Origin of the sequence: Pantoea eucrina (assembly GCF_001691555.1) — a bacterium.
In the GTDB taxonomy this organism is placed as follows: domain Bacteria; phylum Pseudomonadota; class Gammaproteobacteria; order Enterobacterales; family Enterobacteriaceae; genus Pantoea; species Pantoea borealis.
In genome coordinates this window covers 1,623,219-1,648,569 of the sequence record NZ_MAYN01000008.1, presented here as the reverse complement: position 1 = coordinate 1,648,569, position 25,351 = coordinate 1,623,219, and the positions used below count along the sequence as shown (strand labels likewise).

Annotated in this window: 25 protein-coding genes and 2 tRNA genes; 13 read left to right on the top strand and 14 right to left on the bottom strand. The window is 55.1% G+C overall.

The window, feature by feature from the left end; translation table 11 throughout:
- Positions 1-2 precede the first annotated feature (2 nt).
- From BBA90_RS13935 to rmf, 5 genes are all read left to right on the top strand, one after another.
- The gene (locus tag BBA90_RS13935) at positions 3-1,910 is read left to right on the top strand and encodes an ABC transporter ATP-binding protein (RefSeq protein WP_065649670.1); all 1,908 of its coding nucleotides are present in this window, start codon (positions 3-5) and stop codon (positions 1,908-1,910) included.
- A 16-nt stretch (positions 1,911-1,926) separates the two neighbouring features.
- On the top strand, positions 1,927-3,213 hold the full coding sequence (pqiA, locus tag BBA90_RS13930) for a membrane integrity-associated transporter subunit PqiA (protein WP_065649669.1): 1,287 nt from the start codon (positions 1,927-1,929) through the stop codon (positions 3,211-3,213).
- Positions 3,185-4,828: an intermembrane transport protein PqiB gene (pqiB, locus tag BBA90_RS13925; RefSeq protein WP_065649668.1), complete on the top strand. Its 1,644-nt coding sequence runs from the start codon at positions 3,185-3,187 to the stop codon at positions 4,826-4,828. Before pqiA ends, pqiB begins: the two co-directional genes overlap by 29 nt.
- Positions 4,825-5,391, top strand: a complete 567-nt coding sequence (gene pqiC, locus BBA90_RS13920) for a membrane integrity-associated transporter subunit PqiC (RefSeq protein ID WP_065649667.1) — start codon at positions 4,825-4,827, stop codon at positions 5,389-5,391. The genes pqiB and pqiC overlap by 4 nt, the downstream gene beginning before the upstream one ends.
- Before the next feature lie 267 nt (positions 5,392-5,658).
- Positions 5,659-5,826: a ribosome modulation factor gene (gene rmf, locus BBA90_RS18845; protein ID WP_075050746.1), complete on the top strand. Its 168-nt coding sequence runs from the start codon at positions 5,659-5,661 to the stop codon at positions 5,824-5,826.
- 60 nt (positions 5,827-5,886) lie between these two features.
- Here the strand turns inward: rmf and fabA are convergent, their stop codons facing one another.
- Both fabA and BBA90_RS13910 read right to left on the bottom strand, forming a co-directional pair.
- Positions 5,887-6,405, bottom strand: coding sequence for a bifunctional 3-hydroxydecanoyl-ACP dehydratase/trans-2-decenoyl-ACP isomerase (gene fabA, locus BBA90_RS13915; RefSeq protein ID WP_039383641.1), 519 nt, complete (start codon positions 6,403-6,405; stop codon positions 5,887-5,889).
- Between the two features lie 67 nt (positions 6,406-6,472).
- Positions 6,473-8,317 (bottom strand): AAA family ATPase, encoded by a 1,845-nt coding sequence (locus BBA90_RS13910; protein ID WP_065649666.1) that lies wholly within the window; start codon positions 8,315-8,317, stop codon positions 6,473-6,475.
- Between the two features lie 70 nt (positions 8,318-8,387).
- On the opposite strand from BBA90_RS13910, the gene matP reads away from it, so the two are divergent.
- Positions 8,388-8,852, top strand: coding sequence for a macrodomain Ter protein MatP (gene matP / locus BBA90_RS13905; protein ID WP_139074201.1), 465 nt, complete (start codon positions 8,388-8,390; stop codon positions 8,850-8,852).
- 55 nt (positions 8,853-8,907) lie between these two features.
- Here matP and ompA read toward each other — a convergent pair whose 3' ends face one another.
- On the bottom strand, positions 8,908-9,981 hold the full coding sequence (gene ompA / locus BBA90_RS13900; protein ID WP_039383647.1) for a porin OmpA: 1,074 nt from the start codon (positions 9,979-9,981) through the stop codon (positions 8,908-8,910).
- Positions 9,982-10,330: 349 nt separating this feature from the next.
- Positions 10,331-10,822, bottom strand: coding sequence for an SOS-induced cell division inhibitor SulA (sulA, locus tag BBA90_RS13895; protein ID WP_065649665.1), 492 nt, complete (start codon positions 10,820-10,822; stop codon positions 10,331-10,333).
- A gap of 221 nt (positions 10,823-11,043) precedes the next feature.
- On the opposite strand from sulA, the gene BBA90_RS13890 reads away from it, so the two are divergent.
- Positions 11,044-11,646: a TfoX/Sxy family DNA transformation protein gene (locus BBA90_RS13890; protein WP_065650486.1), complete on the top strand. Its 603-nt coding sequence runs from the start codon at positions 11,044-11,046 to the stop codon at positions 11,644-11,646.
- Positions 11,647-11,669: 23 nt separating this feature from the next.
- Here BBA90_RS13890 and yccS read toward each other — a convergent pair whose 3' ends face one another.
- Positions 11,670-13,805, bottom strand: coding sequence for a YccS family putative transporter (gene yccS / locus BBA90_RS13885; protein ID WP_065649664.1), 2,136 nt, complete (start codon positions 13,803-13,805; stop codon positions 11,670-11,672).
- Between the two features lie 11 nt (positions 13,806-13,816).
- The gene (locus BBA90_RS13880; RefSeq protein WP_065649663.1) at positions 13,817-14,260 is read right to left on the bottom strand and encodes a YccF domain-containing protein; all 444 of its coding nucleotides are present in this window, start codon (positions 14,258-14,260) and stop codon (positions 13,817-13,819) included.
- A gap of 123 nt (positions 14,261-14,383) precedes the next feature.
- Here BBA90_RS13880 and helD point away from each other — a divergent pair, with 123 nt between their 5' ends.
- Complete coding sequence (helD, locus tag BBA90_RS13875; protein ID WP_065649662.1) at positions 14,384-16,438, top strand: DNA helicase IV; 2,055 nt, start codon at positions 14,384-14,386, stop codon at positions 16,436-16,438.
- Positions 16,439-16,477: 39 nt separating this feature from the next.
- On the opposite strand, the gene BBA90_RS13870 is transcribed toward helD, so the two are convergent.
- Entirely contained in the window at positions 16,478-17,098 is a 621-nt protein-coding gene (locus BBA90_RS13870; RefSeq protein WP_065649661.1) for a YccT family protein, read from the bottom strand.
- Positions 17,099-17,275: 177 nt separating this feature from the next.
- On the opposite strand from BBA90_RS13870, the gene BBA90_RS13865 reads away from it, so the two are divergent.
- A complete protein-coding gene (locus tag BBA90_RS13865; RefSeq protein ID WP_065649660.1) occupies positions 17,276-17,692 on the top strand; it encodes a CoA-binding protein in 417 nt (138 codons plus the stop codon).
- Positions 17,693-17,730: 38 nt separating this feature from the next.
- On the opposite strand, the gene hspQ is transcribed toward BBA90_RS13865, so the two are convergent.
- Both hspQ and rlmI read right to left on the bottom strand, forming a co-directional pair.
- Positions 17,731-18,048, bottom strand: a complete 318-nt coding sequence (hspQ, locus tag BBA90_RS13860; RefSeq protein WP_039383664.1) for a heat shock protein HspQ — start codon at positions 18,046-18,048, stop codon at positions 17,731-17,733.
- 59 nt (positions 18,049-18,107) lie between these two features.
- Entirely contained in the window at positions 18,108-19,298 is a 1,191-nt protein-coding gene (rlmI, locus tag BBA90_RS13855) for a 23S rRNA (cytosine(1962)-C(5))-methyltransferase RlmI (protein WP_065649659.1), read from the bottom strand.
- A gap of 85 nt (positions 19,299-19,383) precedes the next feature.
- Here rlmI and yccX point away from each other — a divergent pair, with 85 nt between their 5' ends.
- Positions 19,384-19,662, top strand: a complete 279-nt coding sequence (yccX, locus tag BBA90_RS13850) for an acylphosphatase (RefSeq protein ID WP_065649658.1) — start codon at positions 19,384-19,386, stop codon at positions 19,660-19,662.
- Here the strand turns inward: yccX and BBA90_RS13845 are convergent, their stop codons facing one another.
- Positions 19,663-19,989, bottom strand: coding sequence for a TusE/DsrC/DsvC family sulfur relay protein (locus BBA90_RS13845; RefSeq protein ID WP_065649657.1), 327 nt, complete (start codon positions 19,987-19,989; stop codon positions 19,663-19,665). It lies immediately after the preceding gene.
- A 100-nt stretch (positions 19,990-20,089) separates the two neighbouring features.
- The gene (gene yccA, locus BBA90_RS13840; RefSeq protein ID WP_065649656.1) at positions 20,090-20,746 is read right to left on the bottom strand and encodes an FtsH protease modulator YccA; all 657 of its coding nucleotides are present in this window, start codon (positions 20,744-20,746) and stop codon (positions 20,090-20,092) included.
- A gap of 223 nt (positions 20,747-20,969) precedes the next feature.
- On the opposite strand from yccA, the gene BBA90_RS13835 reads away from it, so the two are divergent.
- The 3 genes from BBA90_RS13835 (at position 20,970) to agp (ending at position 22,972) form a co-directional block, all read left to right on the top strand.
- A tRNA-Ser gene (locus BBA90_RS13835) sits at positions 20,970-21,057 on the top strand.
- Between the two features lie 34 nt (positions 21,058-21,091).
- Positions 21,092-21,179: transfer RNA gene (locus BBA90_RS13830), tRNA-Ser, on the top strand.
- Between the two features lie 230 nt (positions 21,180-21,409).
- Positions 21,410-22,972: a bifunctional glucose-1-phosphatase/inositol phosphatase gene (agp, locus tag BBA90_RS13825; protein WP_206099900.1), complete on the top strand. Its 1,563-nt coding sequence runs from the start codon at positions 21,410-21,412 to the stop codon at positions 22,970-22,972.
- Between the two features lie 70 nt (positions 22,973-23,042).
- Here agp and BBA90_RS13820 read toward each other — a convergent pair whose 3' ends face one another.
- Genes BBA90_RS13820 through wrbA form a run of 3 tightly spaced genes read right to left on the bottom strand, consistent with a single transcriptional unit; the run spans position 23,043 to position 25,319 of the window.
- On the bottom strand, positions 23,043-24,416 hold the full coding sequence (locus tag BBA90_RS13820) for an NAD-dependent succinate-semialdehyde dehydrogenase (RefSeq protein ID WP_065649654.1): 1,374 nt from the start codon (positions 24,414-24,416) through the stop codon (positions 23,043-23,045).
- A 54-nt stretch (positions 24,417-24,470) separates the two neighbouring features.
- A complete protein-coding gene (locus BBA90_RS13815; protein ID WP_065649653.1) occupies positions 24,471-24,701 on the bottom strand; it encodes a YccJ family protein in 231 nt (76 codons plus the stop codon).
- Between the two features lie 18 nt (positions 24,702-24,719).
- Entirely contained in the window at positions 24,720-25,319 is a 600-nt protein-coding gene (gene wrbA / locus BBA90_RS13810) for an NAD(P)H:quinone oxidoreductase (protein WP_065649652.1), read from the bottom strand.
- Between the last annotated feature and the right edge of the window lie 32 nt (positions 25,320-25,351).

The window sequence follows — 25,351 nt, the reverse complement described above, 5'->3', positions numbered from 1 at the left end:
ATATGTCGTTGATCAGTATCCATGGTGCGTACCTCTCGTTCAGTGATGCGCCGCTGCTGGATAATACCGAACTGCACATCGAAGAGGGCGAGCGCGTCTGTCTGGTGGGCCGCAACGGTGCCGGTAAATCCACATTAATGAAAATCATCAACGGCGAACAGCCGCTGGATGATGGACGTATCATCTATGAACAGGACCTGATCGTGTCGCGGCTGCAGCAGGATCCGCCGCGCAATATCACCGGCTCGGTGTATGATTTCGTTGCTGAGGGCGTGGCCGAGCAGGCTGAGCATCTGAAAGCCTATCACGCGATTTCGCATAAAGTGATGGAGGATCCGAGCGAGAAAAACCTCAATGAAATGGGCCGGCTGCAGACGATTCTTGATCACCAGAATCTCTGGCAGCTCGACAGCCGTATCAACGATGTTCTGCAGCAGATTGGTCTGCAGGCCGACACGGAACTCTCTTCGCTCTCCGGTGGCTGGCTGCGCAAAGCCGCACTCGGCCGCGCGCTGGTCAGTAATCCGCGCGTGCTGATGCTGGATGAGCCTACTAACCACCTCGATATTGAAACCATCGACTGGCTGGAAACGTTCCTGAAAACCTTCACCGGCAGCATCGTGTTTATTTCGCATGACCGCTCGTTTATCCGCAACATGGCAACGCGCATTGTCGATCTTGACCGCGGCAAGCTGGTCTCCTGGCCGGGAGATTACGATCAGTTCCTGGTGGGGAAAGAGGAGGCGCTGCGGGTTGAAGAGATGCAGAATGCTGAATTTGACCGCAAGCTGGCGCAGGAAGAAGTGTGGATCCGTCAGGGGATCAAGGCGCGTCGCACCCGTAATGAAGGTCGCGTGCGGGCACTGAAGGCGCTGCGCCGTGAACGCTCTGAACGTCGTGACGTGATGGGCAAAGCCAACATGCAGGTCGGTGAAGCCGCGCGCTCCGGTAAAATTGTCTTTGAGCTGGAGAACGTGCACTACGGCGTGGAAGGCAAAACGCTGGTTAAAGACTTTTCAGCCCAGGTCCAGCGCGGCGATAAGATTGCGCTGATTGGCCCTAACGGCTGCGGCAAAACCACGCTGCTGCGCCTGATGCTGGGTCAGCTGAAAGCGGACAGCGGACGGGTTCACTGCGGCACCAAGCTTGAAATTGCCTATTTCGATCAGCATCGCGCTGAACTCGATCCGGACCGGACCGTGATGGATAACCTCGCGGAAGGTAAACAGGAAGTAATGGTCAACGGTAAACCGCGTCACGTACTGGGTTACCTGCAGGACTTTCTGTTCCATCCTAAGCGTGCCATGACGCCGGTACGTGCGCTGTCGGGCGGAGAGCGCAACCGCCTGCTGCTGGCGCGGCTGTTCCTGAAGCCCAGCAACCTGCTGATCCTCGATGAACCGACCAACGATCTGGACGTTGAAACGCTGGAGCTGCTGGAAGAGCTGGTCGATGGATACCAGGGCACCGTACTGCTGGTCAGCCACGATCGTCAGTTTGTTGACAACACCGTTACCGAATGCTGGATTTTTGAAGGCAACGGCGAAGTGGGCGCGTTTGTGGGCGGCTATCATGATGCGCAGCAGCAGCGCGCGGCGTACAAACAGACGCGTGTTGCACCAGCGGTCTCCGCGCCGGTGAAAACGGCAGAAAAAAATGAAACCGCCAAACGCAGCGCAGGCAAGCTAAGCTATAACCTGACGCGCGAACTGGAACAGCTGCCGCAAAAGCTGGAGCAGCTGGAGGCGCGGATTGGTGAGCTGCAGGCGCAGATGAGCCATCCTGATTTCTTCAGTCAGCCGCATGAAAAAACGCAGCCGGTTCTGGATACGCTGGCGCAGACGGAGCAGGAGCTGGAAACTGCCTTTGCCCGCTGGGAAGAGCTGGAAGCGCTGAAAAACGGCGCATAACACAGAGGAAAAGGGCATGTGCGCAACGTCGCCACAGGCGCAGCAGTGGATGCTCTGTCCACAGTGTGATTTAACCGTCAGGCTGCCCGCTGTGCCGGCGGGCAGCCGTGCCCGTTGCCCGCGCTGCCATACGCAGCTGCTGGCTAACTGGCATGAACCGCGCAAGCGTCCAACCGGCTATGCGCTGGCGGCGCTGTTTATGCTGGTGCTGGCTAATCTCTTTCCGTTTATCGATATGCACGTCGCCGGCCTCTCCAGTCGCATTACGCTGCCGGAGATCCCGCGCGTGATGGTGCGGGAGGATTACCGCAGCCTGGCCTCCCTGTTCCTGCTGTTTGTGCAGGGTATTCCGGCTTTCTGCATGATTACGATTGTGCTGCTGGTCAACCGGATCGCTCTGCCGCACCCGCTGCGGCGGGGGCTGGCGCGTATTCTTTTTCAGCTGCGCAGCTGGGGCATGGCAGAGATCTTCATGGCAGGCGTGCTGGTCAGCTTCGTCAAGCTGATGGCGTATGGTGAAATTGGCCTGGGCAGCAGCTTCTGGCCCTGGTGTCTGTTCTGCCTGCTGCAGCTACGCGCATTCCAGTGTGTGGATCGGCGCTGGGTCTGGCAACGCATTGATGCACTGCCTGCGCTGCCGTTTACGCCGCAGGCGGGGAAGAGTGGTCTGCAGCAGGGGCTGCGCAGCTGTCCCTGCTGCACGGCTATTTTGCCGGCGACGCAGCTGCGCTGTGGTCGCTGCGGGGTCACAGCAACACCCCGTCGCAGGCATAGTCTGCAATGGACGCTGGCGCTGCTGCTAACCTCCGTTATGCTCTATATCCCTTCGAATGTTATGCCGATCATGGTCACTGAGACGCTGGGTTCACAGTATCCCTCAACGATCATGGGCGGCGTGATTTTGCTGATGAGTGATGGCTCATGGCCCGTCGCGCTGGTGATTTTTATCGCCAGTATTATGGTGCCCTCACTGAAGATGGTCGCTATTGGCTGGCTCTGCTGGCACGCCAGCGGGCGCGGGCAGCGCGATGGCGAAAAAATGCATCTGATTTATGAAGTGGTGGAGTTTGTCGGCCGCTGGTCGATGATCGATGTATTTGTTATCGCCGTGCTCTCAGCGCTGGTGCGTATGGGCCAGCTGATGAATGTCTACCCTGCGCCGGGAGCGCTGCTGTTTGCCCTGGTGGTGATCTTGACAATGTTTGCCGCTATTACATTCGATCCGCGTCTGATTTGGGATCGCCAACAGGAAACTGAACGTAAGGAGTCGCGTCTTGACGGACAACAATCACGGGACTGCTAAGGTCGATCAGATCAAACGCTGGTCGCCAGTCTGGATCGTACCTATCGTCACGCTATTGATCGGCGGGTGGATCCTTTTTTATCACTTCAGCCATCAGGGGCCGCTGGTGACGCTGATCACCGAGAGCGCCGAAGGGATTGTGGCGGGTAAAACCACCATTAAAAGCCGCAGCGTGGATGTGGGAACCGTAGAGAGTGCGGTGCTGACGGATGATTTGCATCACGTCGAGATCACAGCCCGCCTGAATGCCGGTATGGAGAAGCTGCTCTATAAAGACAGCGTGTTCTGGGTGGTCAAACCGCAGGTCGGGCGCGAAGGTATTACGGGTCTTGGCACACTGCTTTCAGGAGCTTATATCGAGCTGCAGCCCGGTGCAAAAGGCGAACAGCCGGAGCAGTATCAGCTGCTTGATTCACCGCCGCTGGCACCGCCGGATGCGAAAGGGGTCCGCATTGTACTCGACAGCAATAAAGCGGGTCAGCTCAACCCGGGCGATCCGGTGCTGTTCCGCGGTTACCGTGTAGGCACGGTGGAAACCAGCACCTTTAATACTGATAAACGTATGATGACCTATCAGCTATTTATCAGTGCGCCGTACGACCGGCTGGTGACCACCAACGTGCGTTTCTGGAAAGACAGCGGCATTGCCGTTGATATGTCGGCTTCCGGTATGCGCGTTGAGATGGGCTCACTGACCACGCTGTTTAGCGGCGGTGTCAGTTTTGATGTGCCGGATGGCTGGGATCTGGGTGAGGTAGCGCAGAATAAAGCGGATTATCATCTGTATGACGATCAGCGCAGTATTCAGGATTCGCTCTATACCCGACACACTGATTTCCTGATGTTCTTCAGCGATTCGATTCGCGGCCTGCAGCCAGGCGCACCGGTTGAGTTCCGTGGTATCCGTCTGGGAACCGTGGCGCAGGTGCCTTATATGATCCCGGGCATGGATCAGGCGCTGAATACAGATTATCGCGTGCCGGTGCTGATTCGCATCGAACCCGATCGCTTTACCGCGCGACTGGGAAGCGATTTCAATCTGGAGCAGCATCTTCAGGATGGGAAGAAACGTGGTCTGCGCGGCACGCTGAAAACCGGCAACCTGCTCTCCGGCGCGCTGTTTGTTGATCTCGATTTCTATGATAAAGCGCCGGCTTACAAAGGGCCGAATACCGTAGCAGGTCTGGAAGTGATCCCAACCGTCAGCGGTGGGCTCAGCCAGATCCAGCAGAAGCTGATGGCGGCGCTGGATAAGATCAACGCACTGCCGCTTAATCCGATGATCAGCGAGGCGACCGATACCCTGAAAGAGAGCCAGCGCACGCTGCGTCAGCTGCAGAATACGCTGAATAATCTGAACCAGATCACCGGCAGCCCGGCAATGAAAACATTGCCTGCCGATATGCAGCAGACGCTGCGTGAACTCAACCGCAGCATGAAAGGGCTGCAGCCGGGATCGCCAGCGTATAACAAGCTGGTGGGTGACATGCAGCGGCTCGATCAGGTGCTGCGTGAACTGCAGCCGGTACTGAAAACGCTGAATGCGAAAAGTAATGCTCTGGTCTTTGAAGCGAAGCCAGGGCAGGATCCGCAGCCAAAGAGGGCGAAACAGTGAGAAAAGCCATCATCGCAGGAGCCATGTTACTGCTGGCAGGGTGCAGCACAACAATCGATACCACGTACTATCAGCTGCCGGCAGGCAGCAGTACGGCGCGTGTCGCCAGCAGCGCGGGCAGCAGCCAGCCGATGCTCTGGGTAGAACATGTAAACGTACCTGACTATCTGGCAGGCAACGGGCTGGTTTATCAGACCAGCGATGTTAAATATGTTATTGCCGCTAATAATCTCTGGGCCAGTCCGCTCGATCAGCAGCTGCAGCAGACCCTGGTTGCCAATCTGAGCCGGGCGCTGCCGGGCCGCATTGTCGCCTCATCGCCACATGGAGAGGGCTACGATACGCTCAACGTTAGCGTAAGTGGTTTTCAGGGACGATACGACGGGCGGGTGGTGGTGAGCGGTGAATGGCTGCTGCAGCATCAGGATCAGCTTATCAAGCGCAGCTTTAACCTGATGTTGCCTCAAAACGAAGATGGGTATGATGCGATGGTGCGTACGCTGGCCGCAGGCTGGCAGCAAACCGCGCAGCAGATCGCAAATAATGTAGCTTCGCTAAATTAGGAATAGTTTTAAGCGTTCGCTAAGTCCCTGATTTTCTGTAGCAACACTGCTCAGCCAATCAGGGGCTTTTTTTTGCCTAATCAGAAACATAGACACGCCTTTGACATTTCTTTATGTCGTTTTAACGGCAAAACCGTGACGCTGGCGTGAATTTTGCGCATTGCTTTTTCTGCGCATTGGGGTTAGAACTTTACTGTGGCTGAACATAAATTCGCCACTCTTTCTTTCCACCAGATTCCACCAGACCTGAAATGAGGGAAACGCGGTATGAAGAGACAGAAGAGAGACCGTCTGGAACGTGCACATTCACGTGGTTATCAGGCCGGCATTACCGGTCGCTCTAAGGAGCTATGCCCCTATCAACTGATCGATGCGCGGTCTCACTGGCTGGGAGGCTGGCGTCAGGCCATGGAGGACAGGTCGGCGGTGGTCTAGCCCTGCCGGATGTCAGCAAAGGGAAAACCTCCGCCGCGGCGGAGGTTTTGTTAAGCAGAATCAGAATGCAGACGTATCTTTAAACAGGCCTACTTTCAGATCGGTAGCGGTGTAGATCAGGTTACCGTCAACAAAGACTTCACCATCCGCCACACCCATTACCAGCTTGCGGTTAATCACGCGCTTGAAGTGAATTTTATAGGTCACTTTTTTCGCTGTTGGCAGCACCTGACCGGTAAACTTCACTTCGCCTACGCCCAGCGCACGGCCTTTGCCTTCCGCGCCTAACCAGCCGAGATAGAAACCAACCAGCTGCCACATCGCATCCAGGCCCAGACAGCCAGGCATGACCGGATCGCCTTTGAAATGGCAATCGAAGAACCAGAGGTCAGGGCGGATATCCAGTTCAGCTTCTACAAAACCTTTATCGAAGTTACCGCCATCTTCGGTCATTTTGACCACACGGTCCATCATCAACATGTTGTCAGAGGGCAGCGGTGGCCCGTTTTCGCCGAACAGTTCGCCGCGACCTGAGGCAACCAGGTCTTCTTTGCTATAGGATTCGCGTTTATCTACCATGTTCTCAATATGCCTTCTTTTAGTGAAGCCCGAATATTAGCGAACAGTTGTACGCCGGGCAATGCCCCTATCTGTGGTTAAACCAGTTAAGCCAGCGTAAGGGCCATGGACGGGGTGAAGATTCCTGCTGATTAAACTGCGTAATGCGGGCCTGAATCATCGTTAGCAGTGATTCTCCGCTCTCACTCTGCCACACCACACCTGTCAGCAACGGCAGGGCTTCATCAATGCGCTCAATGGCCCACAGATGAAACTCTCCCGCTTTCACTGCATCAACAATTTCCTGACTAAGACTGAGATGACGCACGTTAGACGCGGGCAGAATGACGCCCTGCTTACCGGTGAGTTCACGCGCCTGACAGACATGGAAAAAGCCTTCAATCTTCTCGTTCAGACCACCGACCGGCTGCACATTACCAAACTGATCAACAGAGCCAGTCACCGCAATCTGCTGGCTCAGCGGCTGATTAGCCAGCGCGCTGATTAATGCGCACAGCTCTGCCAGAGAGGCGCTGTCACCATCCACTTCAGAGTAAGATTGCTCAAACACCATTGAGGCGGAGAAGGGCAGTGGCTGATCGAGTTCCAGCTCAGCAATCAGATAGGCCTGCATAATCATCATGCCTTTGGCATGAATATTACCGCCCAGCTCCGCTTTGCGTTCCACATCGTTAAGTTCGCCATCGCCGGGATGCACCACGCAGGTAATACGCGACGGCTCACCCCAGGCGCGCGGATGCCCGGGAAACTCAACAACCGACAGCCCGTTGATCTGCCCGATAACCTCACCCTCTGTTTCAATCATGATCTGATTCAGCAGGATCTCATCGCGCATGCGTTCAGTCAGGTAGTTTTCCCGCCACTGGCGTGCTTCAAGCGCCTCTGTCAGTGCTTCGCCATTAATAATATCGCCGTGCAAAGCGGTCTCATGCAGCTGTCGCCTCAGCCAGCGCGGACAGAGCGGCAGCGTATCCTGATCGCCGGTAAAGCGTACCGCTTCCGTCAGCAGCGGTGGCCAGAAATCCGCTTCCGGGGCATTGATGTCAGCCTGTGCTGCCTGTGTCAGAACCCACTGACACCAGTTGAGCATATCGCTTTCATCAACAATCTGCAGGTGCTCTTCAAACTCACTGTAGAGCGCCATTTCATGCACTTCGGCATCCAGTTCCTGAAAACTGGCCAGCGCATCACGGTCGCCACACAGCACCAGCCGGACGCTGAGCGGCAGAGCAGGAATAGCTACCGGCAGGGGCTGACGCTCATCCTGTGAATACCACTCAAACCGCTGCAGTTCGATACACCGGCGCAGTCGCAGCCAGAGCAGGGGCTGGGCCAGCAGCGTGTTGATTGACAGGATCAGCGTCCCGCCATTGGCGCGATGCAGCAGCCCCGGCTCAGGCATTACGCGATCTTTGTACTGACGCACGCAGCCAAACAGCTGCTCAGCTTCAATCCAGTCAGCATAAAATACCCCGCCGCTACCGGTAAAAGGGCGGTTGATATCGGCAGGCGGCAGCAGCGTGACGGTGTCGCCCATCACGTGGTAGTCACCACCATACAGCTGCCCGGTATCGGGCTGAAAACGTTGTGCTGCCGTTGCGATCCAGGCGAGATAGTCGCTATTTTCCTGGCTGCGTAACAGCAACAGCGGGAAACCCGCGGACTGATGGTGTAAATGCGCCAGCGCATTCAGCAAACGCGGCTGAACCGCGGCAAGGCTATCGCTATCTTTCAGAGAAACCGTTGAAAAAAGGGTCTGCCAGGAAGTGCTATCTGGCTGCAGGGCTTGCCACGTAAGTTGGTTGCTGGTCAAAATATTCGCATTAGTCTGATTTAGGAAAAGCGTGATTATACAGGATACAACCGGGTTTATCACGGCGAGTTCCGGTAGTGAGTGTGACAGGAACAACATGTTTTTCGTTGCTGCATCGCGCAAAAAAGCTGTTATTCTTAAGTTGTTACGTGGTCACGGTGGGATTCCGATGAAATACCAGCAACTTGAAAACCTGGAAAGTGGATGGAAATGGAAATACCTGGTGAAAAAACATCGGGAGGGGGAGCTTATCACCCGCTATCTGGAGCTCAGCGCGGCACAGGCTGCGGTGGACGCGCTGCTTGCGCTGGAAAACACGCCCGTTGAGGTTAACCAGTGGATTGCGCAGCATATTCATCCCGGTCTGGAAAACCGCCTGAAGCAAACCATACGTGCCCGTCGCAAACGTCACTTTAATGCTGAACACCAGCATACGCGTAAAAAATCGATCGATTTAGAGTATCTGGTGTGGCAGCGGCTGGCGGGTCTGGCGCAGCGCCGCCACTGCACGCTTTCGGAAACCATTGTGCAGCTGATTGAAGATGCCGAGCGGAAAGAAAAGTATGCCAGTCAGATGTCTACGTTAAAACAGGATCTGCAGGCCATTTTAGGCAGCGAAGAGAACAAAAAGTAAGCGAACAGCAGAAACAAAAAACCCCGCCGGAGCGGGGTTTTTTTTACGCGATAACTTAAGCCTGTGGCTGAGTTACAACGTCTTTGATGCCTTTCACGTCGATCTCAACGCGACGGTCTGGACCCAGGCAGTCGATCAGGGCATTACGGCCTTTCACGCTGTCACAGGTGTTACCAGTAACCGGGTTAGATTCGCCCATGCCACGTGCAGAGATTTTGTTAGCCGGGATACCTTTAGATACCAGGTAGTCGACAACAGACTGAGCACGTTTCTCAGACAGTTTCTGGTTGTACTGGTCTGAACCGATGCGGTCGGTAAAGCCCAGAACCACAACAGAACCATCTTTTGGATCCATTGAGCTCAGCTGGCTGTACAGCTGATCCAGAGCCTGCTGGCCTTCTGGCTTCAGGGTAGATTTGTTGAAGGTGAACAGCACGTCAGACTTCAGGGTGAAACGCTTGGTTTCAACAACCGGAGCCGGTGCCGGAGCTGGTGCAGCGATTGGTGCAGCAGCTTCATCCTGACCGAAGCGGTATGCAACGCCTACGCTCAGCATGCCGTTGTCTGGACGCGCGCCAACGGTACCTGCATCACCGATGTTGTTAACCCACTGGTAATCCAGACGGGTTGCCCAGTTTTTGGTCACTGCATATTCAACACCCACTGCAGCCAGCGGAGAAACGCCGGTGTCATGGTCGCTGCGGCGTTCGCCGGTCAGGGTGTTGTTCTGGGTAGAATCTGCACGCCATACCATGCCGCCCAGACGGGTGTACACGTCCAGATCATCAGCAATTGGGTAGCTCAGTTTAGCAGCCAGCTGAACGCCCTGTGCTTTGAATGCGCCGTTGATGTTGTCGCCTTTGTTAGGCATACGGCCCAGCCAGTCATAGCCCAGCTCGAAGCCCAGGTATGGGTTCGCCTGGTAACCCAGGAAGGCACCTGCGCCCAGCTGAGATTCGTGAGTTGGACCGTCGTTGTTCGCGTAACCGTTACCGTAGTAACCAGTATCGTGATACTGAGACCAGCCCAGTTTAGCACCGGTGTACCAGGTGTCATCTTTAGGAGCGGCCTGCGCTACGGTAGCGAAGCCAGCCAGTGCCACTGCAATTGCGATAGCTGTCTTTTTCATTTTGCGCCTCGTTATCATCCAAATAGGCAATGAGCAAAAAGGTTGCTCTTGGTTGTAATCCTTCGCCGGGTCTGAACGCTCGCTTATGACTCTACCGAAAAAACGGAGGTTATTGAGCACCCTGGCGAGCTAAAGTCTACAACGAGATTGAAAACTTACAAGTATGATGTGAGGCGAGCAGGTAAAAAAACAGGTGTAAATACACACATTTTAACAATTGACGGGGCAAAATTTTCGTTCTGTAAACAGAGAATTGCAGCTAAGCCCTTGTCCTGACTGGCAGGAACATTATCAGTAGCTTAGCGGCAACTGGCCGGAAAAAAAAGCTGAGATAAATCCCACTTTTTACTTAATGAAACAAATCTGAGGGAATTTTTGTGCTTCTGGGTTGTCTGGCAGAAATAAGATTGGCTTCTTCCGGTCGCATAATCAGACCCAATGCCTCACCTTCTTCAGCTGCCTGCTGAAGCATCTGACGTTCATTTTCGTGCAGCTCATAAGGTATCCAGGCCAGCACCACGCTGTAATTTCCGGTTCGCAGGGCTTTCACCATATTTTCAACCGTACTGAGCCGATCTGATTCAGTAATATGCATACTTTTCTCAAGCGGCAGACCAGACTGCTGGATCCAGCGACGGCTGACTTTGTGCGCTGGCGTCAGCCAGAGCTGCCAGCGTGACTGTTCACTCAGCTGTTTAAGCACCGGAAGCAGAAGCAATTGCATCATGCCAGGATGCTCACTGTAGCGTAATTCCGTTATGCCGCCCATTGACGGCTGAACTGCAGTGGAAGGCGCTAACCAGGAGGAACGATCAACAGGGCCAGAGAAATGCGTGCGCATAATATACTCGCTCAGTAGTGAACTGGATGAATGTACAGTACTGTTTAAATTAACAGAGATCAACTGCATTTTCTGAAAATGTCTCTCAAAACTGGCAGAAGATAGCGCTAAAACAGTTTTATTCATTGAATCAGTAAATTGTTTTTTTTATCTTCTAACTAAATGAATAGTCACTGTTTTATAGGAAATACCCTGCACAAGGAATGAGGAAAAGGGACATGATGAAGCGAAGAAATGAGGTTGTAGAACAATCAATTGACGCCCTGTCGATTCTGGGTGACATAGAGTCGCGTACGCAATTTGGTGGCTACGCACTGGCCATTGAGCGAGTGGTATTTGCCTATATTGATGATGATACGCTCTATCTGCGCGCCAGCGAGGCGCTGCGGCTGTATGCGGTTCAGCGCCCGCTGGAGCCGCTGGTTTACCGCAAGCGTGGCATTCCTGTCACCCTGAGTTACTTCAAAGTTGATCAGCAGCTCTGGCAGGACAGGGGGCAACTCATCCGTTTGTCGGCCAGCTCTCTGCAGGCGGCACAGGCTGAAGCCGCGGCGAAAAATGTCTCGCTGCGGCTCAAAGATCTGCCTAATCTCAGTTTGCGCATGGAACTGATGCTGCATAAAGCGGGGATCAGCTCAGTACAATCGCTGCAGGAGATGGGATCGCGACAAAGCTGGCTTAAGCTGCGCAGCGTAAATAAACATGTCGGTTTAAAAACGCTGCTGGCGCTTGAAGGGGCGATCTCGGGTCATCATCAGGCGGCGCTCCCGGCAGAGGTAAAAGAGGCACTGAGCAGCTGGTATCAGGAGCGGCTACGCCGATAAACCGGTAAGCCATGGCTGTTGTTTCAGGCCTGCGCCAGGGCACGGCGCAGGCGCGCAATCTCAGGCAGCAGCGTTATCAGTAAATCGAGCTGTTGCAAAATCAAAGGCGCCTGGGCTTCAGTGCTGGTTTTCAGCGCGCCGATGCGTTGCTGAAGCGTATGCTGCATCACGGTGACCTGGTCATCCGACACACATTCAATCTGCAAAACATCCTCAACAAAACAGACGGCATCATCAAGCAGCGTAAGCAGGTTTCCCGGCGATAAACGTGTGCGATGTGCACCCAGTGCTGAGATATAGCTCAGAAACGAGTGATTAAGACAAAGCAGCCTGAAGGCGTGATCCCGCAGCGGCTGCTCTGCCCGGCGCTCACTATTTATGTTCGATACCACAGACGCGAGTTCGGCATCAGCGTTATGCGCATCCCGGCGAGCTACCCGGTAAGCCAGCCGGTTATCTTTGCCCTGATGATATTGTTCCATAATGGCATCCAGATAGCGGCAGTTAGCATGCAGCGCGCGGTCGGCTATCGTGGTGAGCTTGCGAAAGCGCCAGTCAGGCCAGACAAATGCCACCGCCAGCCAGGCGAGTCCGCACCCCAGCAGCGTATCAACAATACGCGGCAGGGCAACGTCAAAGCCTTCGCCCAGCAAATTAAAGCACAGCAGTACCAGCAGGGTAATAAACAGCGTGGCCTGCGCATACTGAATCTGACGGAAAGCAAAAAACAGGACGCCGCTGAGGACAATCAGCAGCAGCTGCCCCTCTACAGAAGGAACCAGCCAGAGCACCGGCAGCCCGATAGCCACGCCTGCCAGCGTCCCGCCGATACGCAGCGCCAGCCGGCGACGCGTGGCATTATAGTTAGGCTGACAGACAAACAGGCTGGTGAGCAGGATCCAGTAACCACGCTGCAATCCGGTAATCTGGATAAAGGCATAGCCAATACAGAGCACCAGCGACATACGGATAGCATGGCGAAACAGCGGAGACGCGGGTGTAAGGTGACGGCTCAGACGCAGACGTATGTCGGGCCAGCCACGCAGCGTATCACGTGAAAGATGGTGCTCACTCTGCAGCGGCGTCTCAAACAGCTGCTGTTCTGAAGCCACCGAAGCAAGCTGTGCATCAATGGCACGCAGATTACGCAGTAGCCAGTAGAGCGGGGCGGTATGCCCGGCATCCGGATCGCTTTGCTGCAGTCGCTCAAGAGCTGTTTCAAGGCGCGCAAAAGCACGCTCAAAATGGCTGCTGTGGTGCCAGCGCTGGCGCAGTACGATCGTTTCGGCCAGCTGGCGACACGCCTGCGCCTGCATATTAAGCAGGCGCTGAAAACGGAACAGGATTTCGTTGTAACGCCAGTTATTACGCAGCTGATGATACTGTATGTGCGAAGAGCTGGCGCGTTCATGAATATCCTGCGCCACAAAATAGTAATGCAGACTGCGCCGTGTGCTGCGTGAGCCCCGATCGCCACGCAGCCGGCTTTGAATCGTATTTTTCGTCTGATTAAGCTGCGCGACTAACTGGCTGTTAGCCATTGCGGTGTCAATCAGAGCGGCATCATCCTGCTCACCGCCGTCCGGATCAAACAGGTTCGCTTTCGCTTCCAGATAACGCGCCAGCTGGGAAAAGCTGGCAGCAAGCTGTTCCTGAACCGGCCGAACCGGGAACATCAGGTGACCGATAAAGGTCAGCAGGTTGTACCAGAGCGCGCCTGTTAGCAGCAGAGCAGGCTGCATCCACCACTGTGAAAAGAGACCAATACCCAGCATGGTGTAGACGGCAATCAGCAGGGCACCAAATGCAATGGTAGCGTAACGCTGGCCGAGTGCGCCAAGCAGGATAAATCCCCAGCTTGAGAGCGCCAGACCGGCAGCGAATGCCCACGGAAGGGGGAAAAGCAGCTCTACGGAGACCGACGCTATACAGAAGCAGCACAGGGTAATGATCAGATTGCGCAGGCGACCTGTCCAGCGATCGTCAAGATCGGCCAGCGCGGCAGCGACCACCCCCAGCGTAAGCGGAATGGTCCACTCTACCTGCTGCAGCCACCAGGGAAAGGCGGCACAGCCCGACAGCGCCAGAAAAATACGCAGCAGATAGCGCAGGCTGCTGTTAAACAGATAGCGGCGCCAGGCGGGCATAGCGTCGGACATAAACCGGATCCTCAGTAGCGGCGACGCGCGTTAGCGTCCCGCGCCGCCTGTGCCTCTTCAACGCTGACCACCCTGCGGCCAACCGGCCAGAGTGAAATCGCAGCCAGCTTAAAATGCGCCAGCCCGGTGGGAATACCGATAATGCTCAGACACTGCACAATCCCGGTGGAGATATGCATTACGCAGAGCCACCAGCCAAAGAAAATCAGCCAGAAGATATTCAGGAATGTACCGCCTGCGTTAAGAATCGCGCTTTTGCTGTCAGGACGCAGCACATCAACGTGAACCGCTTCATTGCCGAACGGGACCAGCGAGAGTTTTGTGATTTCCCAGCAGGAACGCGTCAGCGGTAGCGTAAAAATCAGCACAATGCTGACCAGCGTGGCAAAGAGCCAGCCAAGCGTGGTGAGAAAGCCGCCCAGGATAAAATTCAGAATATTAAGTACGGTGCGCATAACGCGATTTTCCTTTTGCAATCCGCAATATGTGCCGCCAAGTTTAGCCTGTTTTAAGGCTGGAGCGCCAAGAGTCTGACAGGTAAACTGCGCAATAACTGAATTTCACCTGATGATGCGGACATGGAACTGAAAGCAACAGCAATGGGTAAACGTCTTGCGCAGCATCCTTATAATCGGGTGCGTTTGCTGACCGCCGGAGTTGAAGTCAGCGGTGACCGCCATGAATATCTTATTCCGTTTAATCAGCTGCTGGATATCAGCTGTAAACGCGGTCTGGTATGGGGGGAGCTGGAGTTCCTGCTGGCGGAAAATCAGGTGGTGCGGCTGCACGGCACGGAGTGGCAGGAGACGCAGCGTTTTTATCACCACCTGCAGCACACCTGGCAGCAGTGGAGCACTGAAATGAGTCATATCAGCGCAGGCGTACTGGATGAGCTACTGCAGCATATTTCGCAGCTGACTGAAGAGGATCGCTGGCTGAAGCGACGTGAGCTGGCGGCTATCCTTGCCCGGGTTGATGAGACGATCGCGGCGCTGCCGCTGCCGCTGGCGCGCCTGGAAACGCTGGATAACTGTCGTGAACGCTGGCATCGCTGCCGGCAGTGGCTGGAAAAGGGTGAAGCAACCATTCGCCAGCGTAATCGCCGCTGGAGCGAGCGGGTGATTCAGGAAAACCCCGATTTTTTTGCTACGGTTGAGCGCACGCCGCTTAACGGGGCGCAGGCAGAGGCCGTGGTTAATGGTGAAGAGACGTTGCTGGTACTGGCGGGGGCAGGCAGCGGTAAAACCTCTGTGCTGGTAGCACGTGCTGGCTGGCTGCTGCAGCGCCGGCTGGCTCATCCGGACCAGATTTTGCTGCTGGCATTTGGCCGCGAAGCTGCGGAAGAGATAAATGAACGCATAGCCGCGCGGCTCAACGTACAGGATATGCAGGCGCGTACCTTTCATGCGCTGGCGCTGCATATCATTCGCGAGGGAGGCCGCAAACCGCCAGTCATCAGCCAGCTGGAGAGTGACAGCGCAGCCCGTCGCCAGCTGCTGCTGGAGAGCTGGCGCGAGCAGTGTGCGGCTAAAAAGACCCAGGCCAGCGGCTGGCGTCAGTGGCTGGAGGACGATCTGGCGTGGACGCTGCCGGAAGGCGCATTCTGGCAGGATAGCGCTATTGCACAACGACTGGCACCGCGTCTCGAGCAGTGGCTGAGCCTGCTGCGCATGCAGAGCGGTACGCAGGCGGAAACGATCGCGGCCGTTCCGGAAGCGTGGCGCGACAGCTTCAGTAAGCAGGTGAAATTAATGGCACCGCTGCTGAAAGCGTGGAAAAGTGCGCTAAAAGCAGAGGGCGCCGTTGATTTTACCGGTCTGATCCAGCAGGCAACAGATGTGCTGGAAAAAAGGCGCTTTATCAGTCCCTGGAAACATATCCTGGTTGATGAATTTCAGGATATCTCGCCACAGCGTGCTGCACTGTTGATGGCACTGCGTGCGCAGAATGCCCGTACCAGCCTGTTTGCTGCAGGAGATGACTGGCAGGCAATCTATCGCTTTAGCGGCGCTAAGCTCAATCTGACGACGGCTTTTCATCACTATTTTGGCAGCGGCGACAGCTGCGTGCTGGATACCACTTATCGCTTTAATGCCCGTATTGGTGACATCGCTAACCGGTTTATTCAGCAAAATCCGCATCAGATAAAAAAAATGCTTACCAGTCTGAGCAAGGGAAGTAAAAAAGCGGTGACGCTGCTGCCAGACGATCAGCTGGAAGGGCTGCTGGATAAACTCAGCGGATTTGCGCAACCGGAGGAGAGGATCCTGCTGCTGGCACGCTACCATCATCTGCGTCCGGCGCTGCTGGACCGGGCAAAAACGCGCTGGCCCGGCTTACAGCTGGAGTTTATGACAATCCACGCCAGTAAAGGCCAGCAGGCAGAGTACGTCATCCTGACCGGGCTCCATCAGGGAGCTGACGGCTTTCCGGCGCCGGCGCGCGAGTCAGTGCTGGAGCAGGGACTGCTGCCCCCTGTGGAGGATTTTCCTGATGCGGAAGAGCGGCGCCTCGCTTATGTGGCTATGACGCGGGCACGTGAGCAGCTGTGGCTGCTGTTTAATAAAGCCTCTCCGTCACCTTTTGTCGATCAGCTGCGTGAGCTGGGTGTACCAGTGGCGCGTAAAGCCTGAGTCTGGTAGCAGCGCATCAGCGGAAAACTGGGCAAGTCACTAGCTGGTACGCAGGGTTTTCATCCAGCTGAGCAATTTCTGCCGGGTTGCTGCGTCAAAGCGTTTAAACCAGCGCTGTATTGAGGGCAAATCGCTGGCATCCTGCCAGGCAAAATCGGGGTTTTCGCTTACAGCTGTGGCTGCAGGAGAGGCAAAGCGTGGTACTGATGCCATCTGTGCTGCGCGGTTATAAACCATCATGGCCTGCGCCATGTCGCCGCCGCCGCTCTGCGGCAGACGATCGCGAAGGCTGGCGATCTCCATGCCCCGTTCATCAACCAGCCTGAAGTTCAGAAGTTTGTTAAACGTACTGCGTTCACGCCGGCTATTCAGTGAGGGCAGGTGGATCGCCACAGAGTGTGCTGCAGCGGTGAACGTAACAATCATCGGCACCGACTGAAAATGGGTTGCGTCAGGACAGGGTTTTTCGACGCGAAACAGAAACTGATGCTGCCCTTTCTCCAGCTCAAGGCTATCTGCGCCTTTCAGCAGTGAGCCGGCAATTTTACGCCCGTCCAGCACCAGTAAATCAATCTGCGGATCGAGTTTAAGCGTAATAGCGGGGCAGGATGCTGTGACAAGCAGCGCAATAATGCCTGTAACAGCCGGAGACAGCTTCATTTCTACTCCCGAAATATGGCGGGTAATCAGTGATGTGTAGCAAAGTATTTCATTATGGCACTAAAGTTACATTTAAACATATTTATTCGTGTTCTGGTGCAAACATTTCATCTTTGCTGCTTGCATCGCGTGCAGATAGGGCAGCTACACTCTGGCAACAGAGAGAGGGGGAAGAGAATGAACGATCAAGTGATCCGTGATGTGCTGATGAACACCCGTCGTATTGCACTGGTAGGGGCCAGCGATAAACCCACTCGTCCCAGTTATGGCGTGATGCGTTATTTACTGGACCAGGGATATGAGGTTATTCCGGTGAGTCCAAAACTCGCCGGCCAGCAGCTGATGGGGCAGACCGCCTATGCTTCACTGGCGGAGATTCCGGGAAAAGTCGATATGGTGGATGTATTTCGTAATGCTGAGGCAGCATGGGAGGTGGCACAGGATGCTATTGCGATCGGGGCAAAAACATTGTGGCTGCAGCTCGGTGTGATCAATGAGCAGGCGGCAGTACTGGCAAGTGATGCTGGGCTGACGGTGATTATGGATCGCTGTCCAAAAATCGAGATCCCGCGTCTCAATATTACGCCAGCATAAATCAGATAATAAAACGGCGACCTGCGTCGCCGATATAATTAGTGTCGCAGGCTGGGTGCCTGCAGCTGTTGCCGGATAGAGGCGGCCAGCTCATCCATAGAGGGCTGCTCCGGATGCTCGAACAGTGTTTCCCCCGCCAGCTGCACTTCTGCAACATAGGTGTGCACCTGTTCGCCCTCTTCATCTTCCATCACTACATGATACCAGGGGGCGGCACGCAGCGTTTCCGTTGCACCAACTTCATCCAGTTCCGGTTCATCCAGCGAATACTCAGGGTCAACATCGACGATGACACCCAGCACACCTGACAGACGATGCCGGACCTGCTGTCCAATTCCAAATTTACTGGCAATCATTGCGACCTCCCAAAACTTTACCTGCCACTGAATATGGGGGCAGGGATCTGGTTTTCAAGTCACAGTACGCGGCAGGCAAAACCTTTCAGATAGAGACCTTCCGGATAGCTGGCTATTACCGGATGATCGGCCGCCTGACGGAACTGCTCTATAAATTGTACATCACGTCCGGCATCCAGCGCCGCATCAGCCACAATCTTCTGAAATAAATCCGTTGCCATCAGGCCGGAGCAGGAGAACGTCAGCAGAATACCGCCTGGATTAAGCAGCTGCATCGCCAGCATATTGATATCTTTGTAACCACGACAGGCGCCCATCAGCTGATTTTTGTTCTCAACGAATTTCGGCGGATCCATAATAATCAGATCAAACTTTTCGCCCGCATCGCGGTAGCGGCGCAGCAGTTTAAAGACGTCATCCCGCAGAAACTGCGCCCGCGAGACATCAAGCCCGTTCAGCTCAACATTCTGTTTTGCTACGTCCAGCGCATCCTGCGACGTATCCACGCTCACCACTTCGCGGCAGCCGCCAAGCAGCGCCGAGACGGCGAATCCGCCGGTATAAGAGAAGCAGTTCAGCACGCGGGCATCCTGCGCATAGCGGCGAGTGGCAAAACGGCTATCGCGCTGATCAAGGTAGTAACCGGTTTTATGACCGCCCTGAATGTCCACCAGCAGTTTCATACCGTGCTCGGTAATAGGCAGCAGGGCAGGTGGCAGTTCACCACTGACCGGGCCCTGAGCCAGCGGCAGCCCCTCTTTTTTACGCACGGCGACGTCGGAACGATCGTAAATAGCGCAGTCCGGATAGCACTGCTGCAGCGCAGAAACAATGGCAGGCCGCTGATACTCTGCTCCTGCAGAGAGTAGCTGCAGCACCAGAAAATGCCCAAAGCGATCGATGGTCACGCCGGGCATACCATCCGATTCGCCGGCGATCAGACGATAGCTGTCGAGTCCGTCACGGGTCGCCAGCCAGTCGCGCCACTGTTGCGCCTGCTCTAAGCGGCGTACAAAGAAGGCGATATCGATTGACTCATCCTGTTGCCAGCTCCAGACGCGCGCACGAATTTGCGACTCCGGTGAATAAGCGGCGCGAGCCAGCCATTTGCCATTGCTGTCGCAAATATCAATCGTTTCGCCAGACTGCGCTTTCCCTTCCATACGCGCAACGGCGCCGGAAAAGACCCAGGGATGACGGCGGAGCAGGGATTTTTCACGTCCCTTAGTGAGAATCAATCGAACGGTCATAGTTTGCTATGCTTACCTGAAAAAATGAGGCGCCATTTTCCGGTGGAAAGCGTCAAATTGCAACGCAGAATAGGGGAAAGGTACAATGGCTGATCGCAGCTGCACAATCCGGGTATATGGCATGGTACAGGGCGTCGGTTTCCGTTATTACACCCAGCAGCAGGCGCAAACGCTGGGTCTGACCGGTCATGCCCGCAATCTGCCTGATGGCAGCGTTGAGGTGCTGGCCTGTGGTAACGAACAGCAGGTCGGGTCGCTTATCAGCTGGCTTCAGGCAGGCGGGCCGCACAGTGCGCGGGTGGATAACGTCCTGACCGAGCTCTGTCAGCTGACAAAATTACCAGACAGCTTTACCACGGGCTGATCAGAGACATTTCGCAGGTTTCGGCAGGCCGGCGATTTTTGTCGCCTGCTTTGCCGGGCCGTCCGGAAACAGGCGAAACAGATAGCGGCTGTTACCTTTCTCTTCACCATACTTTTTCGCCATCGCCTTCACCAGCATGCGCACGGCGGGAGAGGTATTAAATTCCCGGTAAAAGTCGCGTACAAAGTGGACAACCTCCCAGTGAGCGTCGCTCATCTCGATATTTTCCTGCCGGGCAATTGCCAGCGCCACCTCTTCACGCCAGTCCGCGTGGTTAGTCAGATAACCTTCTGCATCGGTTACAATCTCACTGCCGTTAACAATCACATCTTTTCCTCATCTGTTATCTGCGCTTATTGTAAATTCCCGCCCTATAAAAAAGCAAAAACCCCGCCGGAGCGGGGTTTACTTTTTGTGCGCTGCGGCGTTAATCGCGGTTAGCGAAACCCAGCAGGCTCAGCAGGCTGACAAAGATATTATAGAGAGAGACATAGAGCCCAACGGTAGCGCGAATATAGTTAGTCTCGCCGCCATGGATAATGTTACTGGTCTCCCACAGAATGGCACCTGCAGAGAAAAGAATGAAAAGAGCACTGATAGCCAGATGCAGGGCAGGCAGCTGCAGGAACAGGTTCGCCACGACCGCAACCAGCAGAACCACAAAGCCTGCCATCATCATACCGCCAAGGAATGACATATCGCGGCGGGTAGTCAGTACATAGGCCGAACAGCAGAAGAACACCAGCGCCGTGCCGCCCAGCGCCATGGCAATAACATCGCCCATGCCCGCGCTCAGAAACGAGCTGAGGATAGGACCCAGGCAGTAGCCAAGAAAACCGGTGAAGGCGAACGCTGCTGCTATTCCGGCCGGACTATTTGCCAGACGGTAGGTCAGAAACATCAAACCATAAAACCCGACCAGCATCAGAATTAAGCCGGGTGAGGGGAGCGCATACACAGTGCTTAGCGTGGCCGTAACCGCGGAAAACGCCAGCGTCAGACCCAGCAGAAAGTAGGTATTACGCAGGACTTTATGGGTGCTGATCAGGGATTGCTGCTGCGATGAGCTGATAATTTTGTCCATCATTTACTCCTTAAAGAGAGAGGACACTTTACATGCGCTGAGAATACGCAGCGGGATCAGAACAGCAAAGGCGTTTTACCCTTCTTTACGCGATAAACCGCTGTTTCGTTGAGCAGAATGCTGTTTTTGACGGCGAAAAAAATAAATTTGGCTGTTTTTCAGGCGAACGATTCATTCACTGCTTTACATCATCCTGGGGGATGTTTATAGTGCGCCTCATTGCGGAGGGGTGGCCGAGTGGCTTAAGGCAGCGGTCTTGAAAACCGCCGATGGGAAACCATCCGAGAGTTCGAATCTCTCCTCCTCCGCCACTTTATCTCTGCAGGTAAAGTACAATCTGTATCCGGAGGGATGGCCGAGTGGCTTAAGGCAGCGGTCTTGAAAACCGCCGATGGGAAACCATCCGAGAGTTCGAATCTCTCTTCCTCCGCCAAATTAAAGAAGCCCGCATTTATGCGGGCTTTTTGCTTTTCACACTTTATCTTCCTGATCCTTCCTGCTGCTACAACCCTGACGTTTACTGCTATAGTCCATTCACAGTTTTTATAAACAGCGGGCGATTTTCGTCAGCAAGCTGAGTTACACTGTGCGGTAATTCGCTCTTTGGCGGGCTAATCGTTTGAATGCCAGAGTGTTTCACTGATGAATTATGGAATGGGCACAATGATCAAAAAACTGAGTCTTTGCGCGTTGTCAGTTGTTGCGGCGCTGCCGGTAAGCCTGTCAGCGACCGCAGCAGAAGGGGATATGCAGCTGCAGCAGGTGCTGATGCTGAGCCGTCACAACCTGCGTGCGCCGCTGGCAACGAACGGTAGCGCACTGGAGCAAGCCACTAAAAAGAGCTGGCCGCAATGGGATGTGCCGGGCGGTGAACTCACCACAAAAGGTGGCGTGCTGGAAGTCTACATGGGTCAATATACCCGCCAGTGGCTGACACAGCAGGGCGTGCTGGCTGGCGGCACCTGCCCGGACAGCAACGATGTTTTCATCTATGCAAATAGCCTGCAGCGCACTGTTGCAACCGCACAGTTTTTTGCCGCCGGTGCCTTTCCTGGCTGCGATGTTGCGGTAACGCATCAGGATGCCATGGGCACCATGGATCCTATTTTCAATCCGGTTATTACCGATGACAGCGAAGCGTTTAACAAAAAAGCGCTGGCGGCGATGACGGCAGAAAATGAGAAGCTGGCGCTGAAACCTGCGCTGCAGCGTCTGGAAAAGATTGTTGATTATAAATCGTCGCCTGCCTGCAAGGGTAAAAAACAGTGCACGCTGGACAGCGGCGACAATAGTTTCAGCGCCGAAAACGGCAAAGAGCCAGGCGTCAGCGGCCCGCTGAAAATCGGTAATTCACTTGTTGACGCGTTCACGCTGCAATATTACGAGGGCTTCCCGGCAGAGCAGGTGGCCTGGGGTCAGATTAAAACGCCTGAACAGTGGAAAGAGCTGGCATCAGTTAAAAATGGTTATCAGGATGCGCTGTTCAGTTCGTCAGAGGTTGCACGCGAAGTTGCGGCACCGCTGGTGGATTATATCCGCAGCCAGCTGGTTGATGAAGATAAGGCCAGCGCACCTAAAGTGACGCTGATGGTAGGGCACGACTCGAATATTGCCTCGCTGCTCAGCGCACTGCAGGTCAAACCTTACGATCTGCCGGGCAACGACGAGAAAACGCCTATCGGCGGGCAGGTTGTATTTGAGCGCTGGCATGATGGCAAAAATAACAAAGATCTGCTGAAAGTGGAGTATGTCTATCAGACCGCCGAGCAGTTACGCAATGCTGATGTGCTGAGCCTGAAAAATCCGCCTAAGCGTGTCACGCTGCAGCTCGCCGGCTGTGATACCGATGCCAATGGCTATTGCAGCTGGGATCAGTTCTCTGCGGCGCTGAACAGTGCCCTGCAGGGGACCCCTATGCAGGCTGCAGTAGCGCAGGAAGCGAAGCCTCAGCAGAGTGCAGATAAGGCGCCGGACGCGAAAGCTGCCGCAGAGAAACCTGCCGACGCCAACGCCAAAGCTGAACAGGCAACCGCAGACAAAGCAGCAGCAGAGAAGGCCGCTGCGGATAAAGCGAAAGCAGACAAAGCGGCGGCAGAGAAGGCCGCTGCGGATAAAGCACAAGCCGGCAAAGCAGCTGAAGATAAAACGAAAGCGGGTGAAGCTGCAGCGCAAAACGCGCAGCCGGCATCCGGGAACGCAGCCGCAGAGGCTAAGCCAGCTCAGTAATCCGCTACGGCGGGTTAATCTGCAGCAGGCTATACAAAAACCCCGCCGTGGCGGGGTTTTTTATTGCCCGTTAGCCGGCAATAACCACCAGTTTCTGATTGGCAAACTCTTTCAGACCAAGGTCGGACAGCTCACGCCCGTAGCCGGAGCGCTTTACTCCGCCAAAAGGGAGTTCAGCAGCGGTATCGCTCTGCGAATTAATGAATACCATCCCGGTCTCAATCTGTGACGCCAGCCGGCGCGCGCGCGCTATATCCTGCGTCCAGATGGAGCCGCCAAGACCGTAGTGCGAGTCGTTCGCCAGCGCCACGGCAGCATCGTCACTCTCTGCGATATAGAGCTGGGCAACCGGGCCAAAAAACTCCTGATAATAAGCGGGATTGTCAGGCGTCAGACCGGCCAGCAGTGTGGGCTGATAATAACATCCGACGCCTTCGATGATGCGCCCGCCAAAACGCAGTTCTGCGCCATGTTCTACCGCTTCTTCAACCTGGCGGGCCAGCCGATCGCGCGCATCACGCGAAGAGAGTGGTCCGAGCGTGGTTTTCTCATCCAGCGGATCGCCCGGCACGGCGGACTGCAGCGCGGCGCTGAATCTGGCCGTAAACGCCTCGGCAATCTGCGCATGTACAATAAACCGTTTAGCCGCAGTGCAGACCTGCCCGCAGTTGCTCAGACGCGCCTGCACGCCCTGGCGCACCGCTTCATCCAGGTCCGCATCGTCCAGAACAATAAAGACATCGTTGCCCCCCAGCTCAAGCGTGGATTTTTTCAGATGCTTGCCCGCCTGCTGCGCAACCGCACTGCCGGCGCGTTCAGAGCCGGTCAGCGCCACGCCCTGCACGCGATTGTCAGCGATAAGATCTGCCACCTGCTCATTAGAGATAAACAGATTCGTCCATGCACCTTCTGGCGCACCCGCTTCCCGTACCAGTCGATCAAAAATATCCGCACAGTGCGGCACAATATTGGCATGTTTTGCCAGCACCGGGTTACCCAGCGCCAGGTTAGGCGCCAGAACCCGCATCAGCTGATAGTAAGGAAAGTTCCAGGGCTCAACTGCAACGATAACGCCAATCGGGTGATATTCCACCCAGGCTTCCCCGATGTCGCTGGGACAGGGCTGCGGCTGCAGAAAATCTGCGGCGTGCTTAGCGTAGTAGCGCGCAATGCTGATGCAGATACTGACTTCCCCCCGGCTCTGACCAATCAGCTTGCCCATTTCGCGACTTGCGATGGTAGCCAGCTCCTCTTTACGCTGCTCCATTAAATCTGCCAGCCGGTTCAGGACCTGAAGACGCGGCTGAATGTCACCTTTGCTCCAGGCTGAGTGATAGAGTGCATCTGCGGTATTGAGCGCCTGTTGCACCCGGGCGTCATCATGTGTCTCCCAGTTTTTCAGCAGCTGATTGTTTGCCGGATTGATGCTCTGATAAGCCGTCATCGCGTCCCCCTGTTGGTATTACCATAAAAAAAGGCGGGCTATGCCCGCCGGTACTCACACGTTTTTACGCTCGACAGGGATATTGTCCCATGTCAGAACATCCTGATCGGTCTTATCAAAGGCACGCATCAGTACGTCATCGCTGCCCTGCTGCTCCCAGATCTGCTCTGCCAGTTTTTCATCGTAATTGGCAACTTCAAAGATCGCTTCTGCAATTTCAGGAGAGGTCTGGCGAATTTTCGCCCACTCGCCGACGTGATGTGCCCTGGACTGGTCTGTAGCCATAATGATCTCCTGTTGAGTTTATCCTTTAAGTTTCACCGCCAGAGTGGCGACATGTTCGCCCTGATAGCGGGCAATTTGCAGTTCTTCAGGCGTGGGCTGGCGTGAGCCATCGCCGCCTGCCAGCGTCGACGCCCCGTAAGGCGTTCCGCCGCGCACCTGCGAGATATCGAACATCTCTTTGGTGCCGTAGCCAATCGGAATAATAACCATGCCGTGATGGGCAAGCGTGGTCCATACAGATGTGATGGTCAGTTCCTGACCCCCGCCGGTACCGGTGGAAGTAAATACGCTGGCCAGTTTTCCATGCAGTGCCCCGGAGGCCCACAGACCGCCGGTACGATCCCAGAAGTTACGCATCTGGCCTGACATATTGCCAAAGCGGGTCGGCGTACCGACGATAATCGCATCGTACTGCGTCAGATCGTCCGGCGTTGCCTCAGCTGCCTGCTGATCGACCTTGCCGCCCACCTCAGCAAAACGCGCCGCATCCATACTTTCCGGCACGCGCAAAATAGTCACTTCGGCTCCGCTGACGCGCTGCACACCTTCCGCAACCGCCTGCGCCATGGTTTCCACATGTCCATACATTGAGTAATAGAGCACCAGAACTTTTGCCATCGTGGTTCTAACCTCCCGGTAAGATAAGTAAA

Excerpts from the sequence above, each read along its gene's own strand:
- BBA90_RS13910 (WP_065649666.1), bottom strand. The coding sequence starts at position 8,317 with ATGTTGTTCCTGTCACACTCACTACCGGAACTCGCCGTGATAAACCCG.
- yccA (WP_065649656.1), bottom strand. The coding sequence starts at position 20,746 with ATGGACAAAATTATCAGCTCATCGCAGCAGCAATCCCTGATCAGCACC.
- yccS (WP_065649664.1), bottom strand. The coding sequence starts at position 13,805 with ATGTCCGACGCTATGCCCGCCTGGCGCCGCTATCTGTTTAACAGCAGC.
- BBA90_RS13865 (WP_065649660.1), top strand. The coding sequence starts at position 17,276 with ATGAACGATCAAGTGATCCGTGATGTGCTGATGAACACCCGTCGTATT.
- hspQ (WP_039383664.1), bottom strand. The coding sequence starts at position 18,048 with ATGATTGCCAGTAAATTTGGAATTGGACAGCAGGTCCGGCATCGTCTG.
- agp (WP_206099900.1), top strand. The coding sequence starts at position 21,410 with ATGATCAAAAAACTGAGTCTTTGCGCGTTGTCAGTTGTTGCGGCGCTG.
- fabA (WP_039383641.1), bottom strand. The coding sequence starts at position 6,405 with ATGGTAGATAAACGCGAATCCTATAGCAAAGAAGACCTGGTTGCCTCA.
- yccX (WP_065649658.1), top strand. The coding sequence starts at position 19,384 with ATGGCTGATCGCAGCTGCACAATCCGGGTATATGGCATGGTACAGGGC.
- matP (WP_139074201.1), top strand. The coding sequence starts at position 8,388 with ATGAAATACCAGCAACTTGAAAACCTGGAAAGTGGATGGAAATGGAAA.
- rlmI (WP_065649659.1), bottom strand. The coding sequence starts at position 19,298 with ATGACCGTTCGATTGATTCTCACTAAGGGACGTGAAAAATCCCTGCTC.
- helD (WP_065649662.1), top strand. The coding sequence starts at position 14,384 with ATGGAACTGAAAGCAACAGCAATGGGTAAACGTCTTGCGCAGCATCCT.
- pqiA (WP_065649669.1), top strand. The coding sequence starts at position 1,927 with ATGTGCGCAACGTCGCCACAGGCGCAGCAGTGGATGCTCTGTCCACAG.
- sulA (WP_065649665.1), bottom strand. The coding sequence starts at position 10,822 with ATGCGCACGCATTTCTCTGGCCCTGTTGATCGTTCCTCCTGGTTAGCG.
- ompA (WP_039383647.1), bottom strand. The coding sequence starts at position 9,981 with ATGAAAAAGACAGCTATCGCAATTGCAGTGGCACTGGCTGGCTTCGCT.
- BBA90_RS13880 (WP_065649663.1), bottom strand. The coding sequence starts at position 14,260 with ATGCGCACCGTACTTAATATTCTGAATTTTATCCTGGGCGGCTTTCTC.
- BBA90_RS13820 (WP_065649654.1), bottom strand. The coding sequence starts at position 24,416 with ATGACGGCTTATCAGAGCATCAATCCGGCAAACAATCAGCTGCTGAAA.
- BBA90_RS13935 (WP_065649670.1), top strand. The coding sequence starts at position 3 with ATGTCGTTGATCAGTATCCATGGTGCGTACCTCTCGTTCAGTGATGCG.
- rmf (WP_075050746.1), top strand. The coding sequence starts at position 5,659 with ATGAAGAGACAGAAGAGAGACCGTCTGGAACGTGCACATTCACGTGGT.
- wrbA (WP_065649652.1), bottom strand. The coding sequence starts at position 25,319 with ATGGCAAAAGTTCTGGTGCTCTATTACTCAATGTATGGACATGTGGAA.
- BBA90_RS13890 (WP_065650486.1), top strand. The coding sequence starts at position 11,044 with ATGAAGCGAAGAAATGAGGTTGTAGAACAATCAATTGACGCCCTGTCG.
- BBA90_RS13870 (WP_065649661.1), bottom strand. The coding sequence starts at position 17,098 with ATGAAGCTGTCTCCGGCTGTTACAGGCATTATTGCGCTGCTTGTCACA.
- BBA90_RS13815 (WP_065649653.1), bottom strand. The coding sequence starts at position 24,701 with ATGGCTACAGACCAGTCCAGGGCACATCACGTCGGCGAGTGGGCGAAA.